The following is a 13,402-nucleotide window of genomic DNA, read 5'->3' as shown; positions in this document are numbered from 1 at the left end:
CAATAGAAATACTGCTCTGAATTTTCAACTATTCATCTCACTTTTATATTTAAATATGTAATAGAAGAAATACTATTTGTTTTATTCCTAGGCTCTGTTTATTATTAGGAAGATTATTTAGTTTACCTTGATGGAAAATATCATGTCTGAATTAACAAAAACTCTATTAAATATCCGCAGCCTTCGTGCGTTCTCACGTGAATTAACTCTTGAGCAACTTGAAGAAGCGCTAGACAAGCTGACTATTGTTGTACAAGAGCGTCAAGAGTCTGAAGCTGAAGAGCGTGCTGCTAAAGCAGAGCAAGAAGCTAAGCTTTCTGCTATTGCTGAACAAATTGCAAAAGACGGAATTGATGTTGCCGATCTTATTGCTGCACTTTCTGGTGAAGCAAAATCTAAAACAACAAAAGCTAAACGCGCTCCTCGCCCAGCGAAATACAAATACGTAGACGCAAACGGCGACGAGAAGACTTGGACAGGTCAAGGCCGTACGCCTTCAGCTATCCAAGAACAGCTAGATGCTGGTAAATCTCTAGAAGAGTTTGCTATCTAAACATTTAGTTTACTTAGTTAGTAATCAATTACACGCTAAGCGATAGAATTAATATTTAAGTCGACCAAAGTATTATTTACGACTTCAATATATTCAGAAACAAAAAAGGCTCCTTTCGGAGCCTTTTTTATATTTGTACTATCAGTATTAGAAACCAACTGATACTGATAGTACTACTGATTAAAGAAAGTAACTTATCTTTCCCAGTACGCTTCTTCTAGGCTATCTTCTCTTTCAGGAAGGCCACGAGATAAACGTGGAGAGTGTTGAACCAACACTTCATAGCTAGCACGGTTAGAATATTTACAAACTTGTGAGAACGAAGAGTACGTCAAGAATGAATGTTGGTGTTTACTTGAGTTTGGCACGTTTTCTTTGTGGTACTTATTAGCAGCCATATCATGTAATAAAGCTGATAACGCAGCATCACCTGCACCATTGGTATTTTTGATCTTTTCTGGTCCACCCATGTATGGCGCAATGTGCGAATACACTTTAGTTGGGTTTTCACATAAATCTTTATGCGCAGGACGGCTAAATTCAAAACGGTTGAATTCCGCAATTGAACCTGGAAGTAAAGGCAGTGACGTTTCACGCTTAGCTGCATCTTCTGTATAACCAGCCATAAATAGGCCAACAGGTCCCGCAGTACATAGAACAAGGTCTACCCAGTCTAGCGCTTTATCTGATGCAGCCAGTGGATCGCTTTCACCCGTTAACGCTTCAGCTTCGTCTTCATTCATTGCAACAACCGTTACGTGTTGCTCAAGGAAATCTTTCCAGAATTCTGGATCATCTTGAATAACGAACTTAGTACCTAGTGTAAGAACGACTGGCACATCGTATTTCTTCGCGTATTCGATCGCTTTCATTGTTGCTTCAGGCATCGGGTCGCCTGGCTTACAGCGAACTAAATAAGCCGTTAAAACTAAAGCAGAAGCACTTTTGAAGATTTTTTCAGGAATGCTTTCTGGTTTTAATTGGTTCATTTGTCCTTCGCTAATTGCGAAAGTACGTTCACCGTCTTCTGTAATTAATGCAAAGCAGCGACCAATTGCGCCATCTACCCCTTGTAAATGGTTCAGATCCATTCTGCTTGATGTATTACATAAATAGCGATAACCGTAACTACCAATCTTAATATCTTGGCTCATTACACCTAACAGTGTAGAACGGTCATCCGCTAGCACTGAATAGTTGTGTAATGTGTTACCAATTGTGCCACCAGCGTATTCATTGGTAATCAGGCACTGCTCTTTTAATTCTTGATACAAAGATTCAGCGGCTGCGTCGCCAATAACCAGTGAATGTCCCTTGCTCAAACCATACTTCTCAATAAGTTCAGAACTCACCTTTGCTTCAATATCCACCAATGTTTGGTCAATACCGATAATATGAGTGCGTGACATTCTTTTACTGCTTTGAGCTTGGCTCACTAGAGGATCACGAGCGTGAACCGGAAAGTAGTGCTTTGATTTACGTTGTCCAGGGAATTTCATAAGGCTAGTCTAAGTCAAGGGGAAATAGGTGGCGGATTCTACCGCGCTATATTTAACGCGGCAATCTTTCAAACTATAGCAAACGTTTGCTGAAGGTTTTTTTTATTCGCCTTCCATAAAGCTTAAATCAGGCAGCATGCCCAAATGCTCCGCGTAACGTTTTTGATTAAACTCCGCGCCGTTTTTCATAACGTCAAATACTTCAATTGCCAGTGCACATGCCATAGCCGCAATTGCTTCTTCACGTGGAGTGCCTGTCATCATTAAACGCATCAACGTCTCTTTCACTTTCACTGGTTCGCCATCTTCAAGCTGGTTCTCGATGATCTCAATCAGCTCTTCTTCTTGCATAAATTCATTTTGTTCAGACATTTTTTATCTCAGGTCTTGGATTTCGAGCGACTATGCCACATATACTTCTGACATCCTAGCGACTCACCTCGCTCTCATGCGATTCTCTAACAAAGTCAGCGCACTATTTGTGCAAATGAAACTGTGATTCCGGTCTCGGATCTGTCACGGCGTTTCTCTTTCTGTTAGAATCTGCGACCAAGTAATAGTAACGGTGTTTAGACATGTCAGATATCAGCTCTGGAAACAGCGAAAAGAAAGTAATTGTCGGTATGTCCGGCGGTGTAGATTCGTCAGTATCGGCGTATCTTCTTCAGCAACAAGGCTATCAGGTAGAAGGCCTTTTCATGAAAAACTGGGAAGAAGACGATAACGAAGAATACTGCACGGCAGCTGAAGATCTTGCTGATGCTCAAGCGGTATGTGACAAACTAGGTATCCACCTTCACACTATCAACTTTGCTGCAGAATACTGGGACAACGTATTCGAATACTTCCTTGAAGAGTACAAAGCAGGTCGTACACCTAACCCAGATATTCTTTGTAACAAAGAAATCAAATTTAAAGCATTCTTAGAGTTTGCGGATGAAGTGCTAGACGCAGACTACATTGCGATGGGTCACTACGTTCGTCGTACTTTCCCAACTCAAGAAGAGCTTGATGCTGGCGTAAAACCAGAAATGCTACGCGGTCTAGACAGCAACAAAGACCAAAGTTATTTCCTATACACGCTAAGCTCAGATCAAGTGGCACGCAGCCTATTCCCTGTCGGTGAATTAGAGAAGCCAGAAGTGCGACGTATTGCTGAAGAGCAAGACTTGATCACAGCTAAGAAGAAAGATTCAACAGGCATCTGCTTTATCGGTGAGCGCAAGTTCACTGAGTTCCTAGGCAAATACCTACCAGCACAACCGGGTAACATCGAAACACCTGAAGGCCAAGTGATTGGTCAACACCAAGGTTTGATGTACCACACGCTAGGTCAGCGTAAAGGCCTTCATATTGGCGGCACTAAAGGTGGTGGCGGTAACGAAGAACCATGGTTTGTTGGTGAAAAAGACCTTAAGCGTAATGTACTTATCGCAGTACAAGGTAAAGACCACCCTCTTCTGAAATCAGAAGGCTTGATCGCATCTCAACTTCATTGGGTAAATCGCACACCAATTACTGAAGTTATGACATGCACGGTAAAAACACGTTACCGTCAAACAGATATTCCTTGTACAATCATCCCAATTGATGATGAGAACATTAAGGTTATTTTTGATGAGCCACAAATCGCAGTGACCCCAGGTCAATCTGCAGTGTTCTACCAAGGCGAAGTATGTCTTGGTGGTGGTATCATCGAAAAGCGCATCTAATCAATCAAACGACAAACGATAGAAGACAACTAGGAGTTACTACGTGGCTAATACACTTTATGACCGTACTATTGCTTTCGCCGGAATTTGCCAAGCTGTGGCTTTGGTTCAACAAGTAGCGAAAGACGGCCATTGTGATAAAGATGCCTTTGAAGCTTCACTCAGTGCCATTTTAAATACCAACCCATCGAATACCGTGGGCGTATTTGGACGTGAAGCGAACCTAAAGCTTGGCCTTGAGTGCTTAGTAAAAGGTATCGATAGTACTCCAGCAGGTAGCGATATCACGCGTTACATCATCAGCTTGATGGCGCTTGAGCGTAAGCTGTCTTCTCGCAACGACTCTATGTCTCAGCTTGGTGACCGCATTCAAACTGCAGAGCGCCAAACTGAACACTTTGATCTGTTTGACGAGCAAATGATCAGCAACCTTGCAAGTATCTACCTTGATGTCGTCAGCCCTATCGGCCCTCGCATTCAGGTTTCTGGTACTCCGTCTGTACTTCAGCAGACATCGAGCCAACATAAGGTTCGCGCACTGCTTCTATCAGGGATTCGAAGCGCTGTGTTATGGCGTCAAGTTGGCGGTAAACGTCGCCACCTTATCTTCGGTCGTAAGAAGATGATCGAGCAGGCTCAAATCCTACTAGCTCGAATGTAGTTTATTAGCTCGCGCCTCGTCGCGAGCTTGTTTTTTGTATCAACACAACTCTCACGCAAACGATTGCGCAATGTGCGTGACAATTGAGATTGTTACTGGTATAAACCTCTCAAAATTTAGAAAACTCAATTCAGGAGAACACCATGGAACTGTCAGCATTGACTGCTGTTTCACCAGTAGACGGCCGTTACGGAAGTAAGACTATTGCATTACGCAGCATCTTTAGTGAGTTTGGACTACTAAAGTACCGCTCTATCGTTGAAATTCGTTGGTTACAAAAGCTTGCAGCAACTGATGCAATCAAAGAAGTACCAGCGTTCAGTGCAGAAGCTAACCAGTTTCTTGATGAACTAGCCGCTAACTTCAGCGAAGAAGATGCTCTACGTATCAAAGAGATCGAGCGCACGACTAACCACGACGTTAAAGCGGTTGAGTACTTCTTGAAAGAGAAAGTTGCTGGCGTTCCTGAACTTCACGCTGTAAACGAATTTATTCACTTTGCATGTACTTCTGAAGACATCAACAACACCTCTCACGCGCTTATGCTCAAAGAAGCTCGTGACACAGTGATTCTTCCAGAAATCCGTAACGTAATTGATGCTATCAAAGCACTTGCGAACGAGTACCGTGATATTCCATTACTGTCTCGTACACACGGTCAGCCAGCTTCTCCTTCTACTATGGGTAAAGAGATGGCTAACGTTGCGTACCGTATGGAACGTCAATACAAGCAAATCGAAAACGTTGAGATCCTAGCGAAAATCAACGGTGCTGTAGGTAACTACAACGCACACCTTTCTGCATACCCAGAAGTTGAATGGCACCAGTTTAGCGAAGAGTTCATCACTGAATCTCTTGGCGTAACTTGGAACCCGTACACAACTCAAATCGAACCTCACGATTACATCGCTGAGCTATTCGATGCAATTGCTCGTTTCAACACTATCCTTCTAGACTTCGACCGTGACGTTTGGGGCTACATCGCTCTTGGTCACTTCAAGCAGAAGACTATTGCTGGCGAAATCGGTTCTTCGACAATGCCGCATAAAGTTAACCCAATTGACTTCGAAAACTCTGAAGGCAACCTTGGTCTAGCGAACGCAGTATTCAGCCACCTTGCACAAAAACTTCCAGTTTCTCGCTGGCAGCGTGACCTTACTGACTCTACGGTTCTTCGTAACCTAGGTGTGGGTGTTGGCTACGCAATCATTGCATACACTTCGACTCTGAAAGGTATTAGCAAGCTTGAAGTTAACCGCGCTGCGCTACTTGCTGAACTAGACAAGAACTGGGAAGTATTGGCTGAACCAGTACAAACAGTAATGCGTCGTTACGGCATCGAAAAACCATACGAGAAGCTAAAAGAGCTAACTCGTGGTAAACGTGTAGATGGCGAAGGCATGCGTGCATTCATCGATGGTCTTGAGATCCCTGAAGACGAGAAAGTTCGCCTGAAAGAGATGACTCCAGCGAACTACATCGGCCAAGCAATCGAGCTAACTGACAAACTGTAAGGTTCGAATTTCGAATCACAGAATAGACTAAGGCTTCCCATGTGGAAGCCTTTTTGTTGAGCGGAACAAAGTGTATTGAGCACAAGAGACGTCAGCAAAATAATACAAAGCAACCCAGTATCATTACCCTACTCATCTCAATCCGTGCGATATCAACCAATCAATATCGTAATGCTTCATCACCAGTAACCCTCTATCGCCAGACACCTATTCCTCGAATACTTACTGTCTTAGATGCCAAGATCAAAAAAGACCTCCCGAAGGAAGCCTTTCAAATGTATCTTGTCGATTAGCGACTGAAGAATACGTAGCGATTACATGTTACGTAGAGAAGCAATACGCTTGTCTAGCGGCGGGTGGCTCATTAGAAGCTCTGTTAGAGACTTCTTACCGTTGATACCAAATGCCATCATAGAACCTTCTAGTTGTGGCTCATGGCTCACCTTTAGGCGCTCTAGCGCTGCAATCATCTTCTCTTTACCTACTAGGTTCGCTGCACCTGCATCGGCATGGAATTCACGATGACGGCTGTACCACATCGTAATGAAGCTTGCTAAGAAACCAAATACCAATTCCAACACCATAGACACACCGAAGTACACCATCATGTTGCTGCCACCCTCTTCTTCGTTGTCATTCGACGCAACAATGTTGGCGATGAAACGAGATAGGAAGATAACGAACGTGTTCACTACACCTTGCATTAACGTCATGGTCACCATATCACCGTTCGCGATGTGGCTCACTTCATGCGCTAATACTGCTTCAGCTTCATCACGCGTCATGTTGTGCAGCAGGCCTGTTGATACTGCTACCAATGAATCGTCACGCTTAGCACCTGTCGCGAATGCGTTGATGTCTGGCGAGTCGTAGATCGCCACTGTTGGCATACCAATACCAACTTGTTGAGATTGACGGCTTACCGTCTCCATCAACCAATGTTCTGTTTCGTTACGTGGGCTTTCAATGACCATGCCGCCTACCGAGCGTAGCGCCATTTTCTTCGACATCATTAATGAAATGAATGAGCCGCCAAAACCAAATACCGCAGCCATCACCAATAAACCTGAGAGGCTACCGGGTTGCATACCTGTAACTGCGTATACAACATTAAGAACAACACTTAGTACCAATACAACCGCTAGGTTAGTTGCAAGGAACAACATTACTCGCTTCATTACTTATCTCCGCATGAAAGCTGTTTTTATAAAACTTATTGTTATAGACAAGGCAGACAGCAATAGATTCCAACCTTGAAGACTTATACTTACTTATACATATAGTCTTAGATTAAGAAAACAAGGTTAAGCATTAAATTGCAACATTTGATTACGAGACCATATCCGAATTAAATCCACTCTATTAGACCTAAGTCGTATGGTGTCGATATAACAATCCGTTTACAGTGACTTCAGATGATTTATTGGCTAGTCCATGTACAAAAAGGAAAGGATCATGGTTGAAGGTACTAACACTCAAATGGCTATCGATTTACTGTGCTGTCACCTAGGGATTACTGAAGAAGAAGCGAAAAAGCAGGTTGGAATCCTAACACCGCAAACGGCACAGACAAAAATCACAGAAACTCAGCAAGCTTTAATGGGACTGACTAAAGAACATTAGTTCTAAGCTTGTTTATTAAAAGACCGGTTGTTTATCAACTCAAGGTCTAAAGGCTTAAAATAGCAAAAGGGCTGCAATCGCAGCCCTTTTCTTATTTAGTACATAACGTGGTAATTAAAGCGCAAGCAAAGGCTGCACATCAATGTACTTACCAATGTTTTTAGACTTCGCTTTTGGGACGTAAGGGATTTCACCTAACTTAGGTGCACCTAACTTATCTTCAAGCATCGCAATAATATCTGCGTAGTGCTCAGTACCTGGATTGATACGGTTTGCTACCCAACCAACTAAGTTTAGTCCGTCAGCACGAATCGCTTCAGCAGTTAGCAGTGCGTGGCTCAAACAACCAAGCTTAATACCCACAGTCAGTACCACTGGAAGCTGCTCTTTTTTAACCCAGCTAGACAAGTATTCATCATCTGAAACCGGTACACGCCAACCACCAGCACCTTCAACTAACACGATGTCAGAGTTTTGCTTATGCTCTTCCAGCTTTGCAGATAATACGGCTTCATCAATCACCACGCCGTCATGCTTAGCAGCGATGTGAGGCGATGATGGTAGCAACAACGCGTATGGATTGACGTCTTCGTAAGCAATATCTTGCGTCGCCGCTTCTTGAAGATGCAGTGCATCACTATTACGTAGTCCTTCAGGAGATTTTTCACTCCCTGCAGCAACTGGCTTGTAACCAATTGTTGATAAATCTTGTGCGGCCAAAGCTTGAAGAATCGCTTTTGAAACCACAGTTTTTCCCACTTCGGTATCCGTACCTGCAATGAATAATGCATCAATCATAATTGAATAACCCCTAAACAAACTTGATATGTTGCTGGTAAGAAACCTTGATGGTTCTTAAACTCTCGATATTCCCGATCAACAAGCTGCAACATGCGACGACTTGTTAAACCTTGTGAGCGACCACTTACGTGATTAGCGCCGATACCTTTAAGGTCGCGCATCAGTTCAAACGCAGTGTCGTACCAAACGGTGATGGTGGGCAAGTCTAGTTGATGAACGGTACAGCTAGATTGCGCTAACGCAATTTTTACCTTATTGATTGTAATAAAATGGTTAACGTGTTGATGTGCGTCAATTTTGGACCACGACTTTTTCAGTTCAAACAGTGACCCATCAAGCAAAGTTGAGAAAATAACACGCCCACCAGCCGCTGTAACACGCTTCATCTCTCTCAAAGGCGACGACAAATCGTCACACCATTGCAACGCAAGGCTAGAGAAAACGATGTCAAAGCACCCATCTTCAAACGGCAATTGTTCGGCATCGGCTTGTTGATATAAAGATACAGATGCACCACACCGCTTCTCTGCTGTTGCTAGCATTCCAACAGAAAGATCAGCGCAAACCACTTCGGCGCCTCGTTTTACAAGTTGCTCGGAGAAATAGCCAGTACCACAACCTAGATCCAGCACCTTAAAGCCTGACAGATCGCTGGGTAATTTATCCAGTAATCGGTGGCCAACATCGCGTTGAAATTCAGCGTGTTTGTCATAGGTTGTTGCCGCTTTACCAAAGGCTTCGGCAATCGCACTCTTATCTTGGCCAACGTAATTATGCACTACTGCTTCTTGTGACATTTACTGAGCCTCTTTATTTGATTCAAAGCTTGGATGGATACCCGGTTCAGTGCTTAAGTCGATGTTTCGTTCAATGGCTTGATGCAACGACCTGGTTAACTGGAGAATCTGTTTTGGGCTATGGTTAGCTGTTAACGTGATTCGTAATCGAGCAGTTCCAGCAGGTATGGCTGGCGGCCTTATTGCGGTCACCCAAACTTGGTTTTGCTTTAACTCTTCAGCTATTGATAATGCCGCTTGTGCTTCACCTATCACAAATGGCTTAATCGGAGTCTGAGTATCCACAAAGCCTTTCAAGCCGCTCACCTGCTCTGCATAGAGAGACCCTAACTCAGTCAGCTTTTCTCGGCGCCACTCTTGAGTTTGAGTCATCTTACAGGCATGAGATAAAGCCACCGCTTGTGAAGGTGGCATCGCCGTCGAGTACACATGATGACGAGCAAACTGAGTTAAGTAATCACCCACTTCTGACGAACAAAGAATCGCAGCACCAGAAACGCCAAATGCTTTGCCAAAGGTCACCACCAAAATATCGGGGGAGATTTGTGCTGCACTGCAACTCCCAGCTCCTTTATCACCTAATACGCCGATACCGTGGGCATCATCAACCGCCAACCAACTGTCGTATTGATGAGTCAGGTTAGATATCTGGCTGAGAGGCGCTTGATCGCCGTCCATGCTGAATACGCCCTCAGTGACGACCAAGGATTGTAGAGATCGGCTTAATAGAGACTCTAGATGCTGCGTGTCGTTGTGTTTAAAGCGTTTCATGGTTGCATGAGAAAGCATCCCCGCTTCCATCAAAGAGGCGTGATTAAGCTTGTCTTGCAGCAGAGAGTCGTCTTTTTCGAGCAGAGAAAACAACAAGGCTTGGTTCGCACTGAAACCAGAACTAAAGAGAATCGCACGTTCAAAGCCCAACCATTCACACAGCTGAGCTTCTAAATTTCTATGAGCAGGACTAAAACCCGTGACCAATGGCGATGCCGCACTGCCAGCACCATAAAGGGAAAGCCCAGCTTGCCACGCCTCCACCAATTCAGGGTCGTTCGCCAAGCCTAGGTAATCATTACTCGAAAAATTAATAAAGCGAGAACCTTCGCAATTAAGCAAAGGACCATTACTGTTTTCGAGCACTTTAAGTTGACGAGTTAGCCCCTGCTCACGGCGTTGAACAAGGGCATCTTTGATACGGGATTTAAACAGTGGCATCGTAGAACATGTCATCTTTCGTTGGACGAGCAGCAACGCGCTCCACTACTTGATCTAACAGTTCGTTTTCTTGAATTTCATCAGGCTTCTGAGCCACTTGTTGGCTGTTGATGCCTAACTTCTTAAACAGCTGCATGTCCGTGTCTTCATCTGGGTTTGGCGTAGTCAGTAGCTTACAACCGTAGAAGATAGAGTTCGCGCCAGCCATGAAGCACATCGCCTGCATCTGTTCATTCATATTCTCGCGACCTGCAGATAGACGAACCGCTGACATTGGCATCATGATACGAGCAATCGCAATCAACTTAATGAAGTCAAAAGATTCAACATCATCGACGTTTTCCATCGGTGTGCCTTTCACTTTCACGAGCATGTTGATTGGCACACTCTCAGGGTGTACCGGAAGGTTCGCTAGCTCTACCAGCAGGCCTGCACGGTCATTGGTACTTTCGCCCATACCAATAATGCCACCAGAACAGATCTTCATACCGGCATCACGTACGTGAGATAGCGTATCTAAACGATCTTGGTAAGTACGAGTGGTGATGATGCTGCCGTAAAACTCGGGAGACGTATCAAGGTTATGGTTGTAGTAATCCAAACCTGCATCCGCTAACTCGCCAGCTTGATCAGGGGTTAACATGCCTAGTGTCATACAGGTTTCTAGACCCATACCTTTCACACCTTTGATCATATCAGTCAAGTGAGGCATATCGCGCTCTTTCGGGTTTTTCCATGCAGCGCCCATACAAAAGCGAGTTGAGCCCGCATTCTTAGCTTTTAGCGCAGCATCCAAAACACGCTCGACTTCCATTAAGCGTTCTTTGTCGACATCCGTTCGGTAGTGAGCACTTTGAGGGCAGTACTTACAATCTTCAGGACAAGCACCCGTCTTTATCGATAGAAGCGTACTCACTTGCACGTGGTTGTGCTCTTGGTACCGTCTATGAACGACTTGAGCTTCAAACATTAAATCCATAAACGGTTTTTCAAGCAGTGCTGTTACTTCAGCGACTGTCCAGTCATGACGAACTTCCACGTGTCGATCCTTTTTTATTATTTGATGTTTCATCTCTATCAATAGAGATTGCATTTATGCTTGGCTAGTCTACCGACAAGCTTTAGACTGTCAACACATTGATAATATCAAAAGTTTACATCTGGTTATTTTTTAATCACACCAAGAATGGAAGTTACTATGGATCTCGCCTTTGATCGCCAGCATATCTGGCATCCCTACACATCAACGTTAACACCTCTGACCTGCTATCCAGTCACCAACGCAGACGGTGTTTACCTAGAATTAGAAGGCGGAAAACGAATTATTGATGGTATGTCATCTTGGTGGTCAACCATCCACGGCTACAATCACCCTGAGCTAAATGCTGCGGCTCACAGTCAAATCGATAAGGTTTCACACGTTATGTTTGGTGGTATCACCCACCAGCCCGCTATCGATCTATGTAAGAAGCTTTTGAATCTCGCGCCAAGTAATCTTGAGCATGTATTTTTGGCCGATTCAGGTTCAGTAGCCGTAGAAGTTAGCCTAAAAATGGCACTGCAATATTGGCACGCTAAAGGACAACCTCGTTCAAAGTTCCTCACACTAAGAGATGGCTACCACGGTGATACCTTTGCGGCGATGTCAGTGACCGACCCTGACAACTCGATGCACAGCCTCTACAAAGGCTTTTTACCGGAACATATTTTCGCTGATTCACCAAAAACAGGCTTTTGGGATGAGTGGAACTCAAGTGACATCGATAGTTTTAAAGAAAAGCTGGCAGCACACCATCAAGAAGTCGCAGCGGTGATCTTAGAGCCAATCGTTCAAGGGGCTGGTGGCATGCGCATCTACCACCCTGAGTTCCTAAAACAAGTTCGCTTACTGTGTGATGAATTCAACGTATTGCTGATCTTGGATGAGATTGCGACCGGGTTTGGCCGTACAGGGAAACTATTCGCTTGTGAGCATGCCGATGTTCAACCGGACATCTTATGCGTAGGCAAGGCTTTAACTGGTGGTTATATGACATTGTCAGCGACGCTGGCGAGTAAAGAAGTTGCTGACACGGTATGTGGCGGTGAAGCGGGCTGCTTTATGCACGGGCCAACATTCATGGGTAACCCATTAGCTTGCGCAGTCGGTGCGGCAAGTTTATCCATCATCGAGCAAGGTCATTGGAAAAATCAAACTCAACAGATCGAACAGCTTTTCTCTGAGTTGCTACCACCGTTGCGAGAGCATGATCTTGTCAAAGACGTTCGCTGGTTGGGCGCGATTGGCGTCGTTGAAACCCACACACCTGTCGATATGGAAACCATCCAAGCTCACTTTGTAGAGCAAGACGTTTGGATCCGTCCGTTTGGTAAGCTAATTTATATGATGCCTCCGTTTATTATCAAACCACAACATATTGAGCAATTGGTCGCTGCTATCGACACTGCATTACAAAATACTCATTGCTTTAAATAAGGCGTTTATTGCTCTAAACAAGAGCGACGATTATTTCTATATATCTTCATTAATAAATCATTTAATTAAACTAAAAGGCCTTACATAAAAGTAAGGCCTTAACTGCTTGAAGGTAACCGTCAGTTTAACGTAATTGGCTATCTTTACTTGCTCGACGGTTAAACAATGAATGTCGATGTGCGTCATGCTCTAATATTGACTGACATTCTATACACAAACGAACGCCTTTGATCGCGCGTCGTCTTTGTTCCGGAATCTCATCACCACACTCATCACAATAACGCAAACCCTCACCACCTCGAAGGTTTCCTCTTACACGAGAGATCTCATCATCAATGGTATTTTGTATTTGCTGGCTGACACTATCGTCACCTGCCCATCCTACGGCCATAAGCCCTCCTCAGTATTTGAACGAGAAAATCTATACCTACCGCGGTAAGAGCATATTATAGCCACATTTAAGGATTGTAATAATTATCAAAATCAATAAAACACTATTACACATAGGTAACAAAAATTATTTATTTCTCGCCACTGCACTATTCTATAGGCAA

The 13,402-nt window shown here is 44.1% G+C and carries 14 protein-coding genes; 6 read left to right on the top strand and 8 right to left on the bottom strand.

Annotation, left to right across the window (positions count from 1 at the left end):
- Positions 1 to 142: 142 nt before the first annotated feature.
- Positions 143 to 553 (top strand): H-NS family nucleoid-associated regulatory protein, encoded by a 411-nt coding sequence (locus tag AB4512_RS06430; RefSeq protein WP_017060262.1) that lies wholly within the window; start codon positions 143 to 145, stop codon positions 551 to 553.
- A 194-nt stretch (positions 554 to 747) separates the two neighbouring features.
- Here AB4512_RS06430 and AB4512_RS06425 read toward each other — a convergent pair whose 3' ends face one another.
- Together AB4512_RS06425 and AB4512_RS06420 are read right to left on the bottom strand one after the other, a co-directional pair.
- Positions 748 to 2,052 carry an inosine/guanosine kinase gene (locus tag AB4512_RS06425; protein ID WP_017060261.1) on the bottom strand — a complete coding sequence of 435 codons (1,305 nt, stop codon included), beginning with the start codon at positions 2,050 to 2,052 and terminating at the stop codon, positions 748 to 750.
- A gap of 102 nt (positions 2,053 to 2,154) precedes the next feature.
- Positions 2,155 to 2,424 carry a hypothetical protein gene (locus AB4512_RS06420; RefSeq protein WP_010439986.1) on the bottom strand — a complete coding sequence of 90 codons (270 nt, stop codon included), beginning with the start codon at positions 2,422 to 2,424 and terminating at the stop codon, positions 2,155 to 2,157.
- Between the two features lie 203 nt (positions 2,425 to 2,627).
- Here AB4512_RS06420 and mnmA point away from each other — a divergent pair, with 203 nt between their 5' ends.
- The 3 genes from mnmA to purB all read left to right on the top strand — a co-directional run bounded on the left by mnmA (position 2,628) and on the right by purB (position 5,939).
- A complete protein-coding gene (gene mnmA / locus AB4512_RS06415; protein WP_017060260.1) occupies positions 2,628 to 3,764 on the top strand; it encodes a tRNA 2-thiouridine(34) synthase MnmA in 1,137 nt (378 codons plus the stop codon).
- A gap of 43 nt (positions 3,765 to 3,807) precedes the next feature.
- The gene (gene hflD, locus AB4512_RS06410) at positions 3,808 to 4,425 is read left to right on the top strand and encodes a high frequency lysogenization protein HflD (protein WP_017060259.1); all 618 of its coding nucleotides are present in this window, start codon (positions 3,808 to 3,810) and stop codon (positions 4,423 to 4,425) included.
- Between the two features lie 143 nt (positions 4,426 to 4,568).
- The gene (purB, locus tag AB4512_RS06405; protein WP_017068077.1) at positions 4,569 to 5,939 is read left to right on the top strand and encodes an adenylosuccinate lyase; all 1,371 of its coding nucleotides are present in this window, start codon (positions 4,569 to 4,571) and stop codon (positions 5,937 to 5,939) included.
- A gap of 314 nt (positions 5,940 to 6,253) precedes the next feature.
- Here the strand turns inward: purB and htpX are convergent, their stop codons facing one another.
- Positions 6,254 to 7,117 (bottom strand): protease HtpX, encoded by an 864-nt coding sequence (gene htpX / locus AB4512_RS06400; RefSeq protein ID WP_029235495.1) that lies wholly within the window; start codon positions 7,115 to 7,117, stop codon positions 6,254 to 6,256.
- Positions 7,118 to 7,394: 277 nt separating this feature from the next.
- Here htpX and AB4512_RS06395 point away from each other — a divergent pair, with 277 nt between their 5' ends.
- The gene (locus AB4512_RS06395; protein WP_017060256.1) at positions 7,395 to 7,562 is read left to right on the top strand and encodes a hypothetical protein; all 168 of its coding nucleotides are present in this window, start codon (positions 7,395 to 7,397) and stop codon (positions 7,560 to 7,562) included.
- Between the two features lie 114 nt (positions 7,563 to 7,676).
- On the opposite strand, the gene bioD is transcribed toward AB4512_RS06395, so the two are convergent.
- The 4 genes from bioD to bioB are packed head-to-tail and all read right to left on the bottom strand — an operon-like array spanning position 7,677 to position 11,411.
- Positions 7,677 to 8,360, bottom strand: a complete 684-nt coding sequence (bioD, locus tag AB4512_RS06390) for a dethiobiotin synthase (RefSeq protein WP_029405464.1) — start codon at positions 8,358 to 8,360, stop codon at positions 7,677 to 7,679.
- Entirely contained in the window at positions 8,357 to 9,160 is an 804-nt protein-coding gene (gene bioC / locus AB4512_RS06385; RefSeq protein WP_017060254.1) for a malonyl-ACP O-methyltransferase BioC, read from the bottom strand. The genes bioD and bioC overlap by 4 nt, the downstream gene beginning before the upstream one ends.
- Positions 9,161 to 10,372, bottom strand: coding sequence for an 8-amino-7-oxononanoate synthase (bioF, locus tag AB4512_RS06380; RefSeq protein WP_017060253.1), 1,212 nt, complete (start codon positions 10,370 to 10,372; stop codon positions 9,161 to 9,163). It abuts the gene before it with no gap.
- Positions 10,359 to 11,411 carry a biotin synthase BioB gene (gene bioB, locus AB4512_RS06375; protein ID WP_004734551.1) on the bottom strand — a complete coding sequence of 351 codons (1,053 nt, stop codon included), beginning with the start codon at positions 11,409 to 11,411 and terminating at the stop codon, positions 10,359 to 10,361. The genes bioF and bioB overlap by 14 nt, the downstream gene beginning before the upstream one ends.
- 159 nt (positions 11,412 to 11,570) lie before the next feature.
- On the opposite strand from bioB, the gene bioA reads away from it, so the two are divergent.
- On the top strand, positions 11,571 to 12,848 hold the full coding sequence (gene bioA / locus AB4512_RS06370) for an adenosylmethionine--8-amino-7-oxononanoate transaminase (protein WP_372174639.1): 1,278 nt from the start codon (positions 11,571 to 11,573) through the stop codon (positions 12,846 to 12,848).
- Between the two features lie 124 nt (positions 12,849 to 12,972).
- Here bioA and AB4512_RS06365 read toward each other — a convergent pair whose 3' ends face one another.
- Positions 12,973 to 13,239: a DksA/TraR family C4-type zinc finger protein gene (locus tag AB4512_RS06365; RefSeq protein WP_017060251.1), complete on the bottom strand. Its 267-nt coding sequence runs from the start codon at positions 13,237 to 13,239 to the stop codon at positions 12,973 to 12,975.
- Positions 13,240 to 13,402 lie beyond the last annotated feature (163 nt).

This window comes from Vibrio sp. 10N.222.52.B7, assembly GCF_041474275.1.
Lineage (GTDB): Bacteria > Pseudomonadota > Gammaproteobacteria > Enterobacterales > Vibrionaceae > Vibrio > Vibrio crassostreae_C.
Note: the sequence above shows the minus strand (reverse complement) of the source record. Positions and strands in the feature narration are given on the sequence as shown.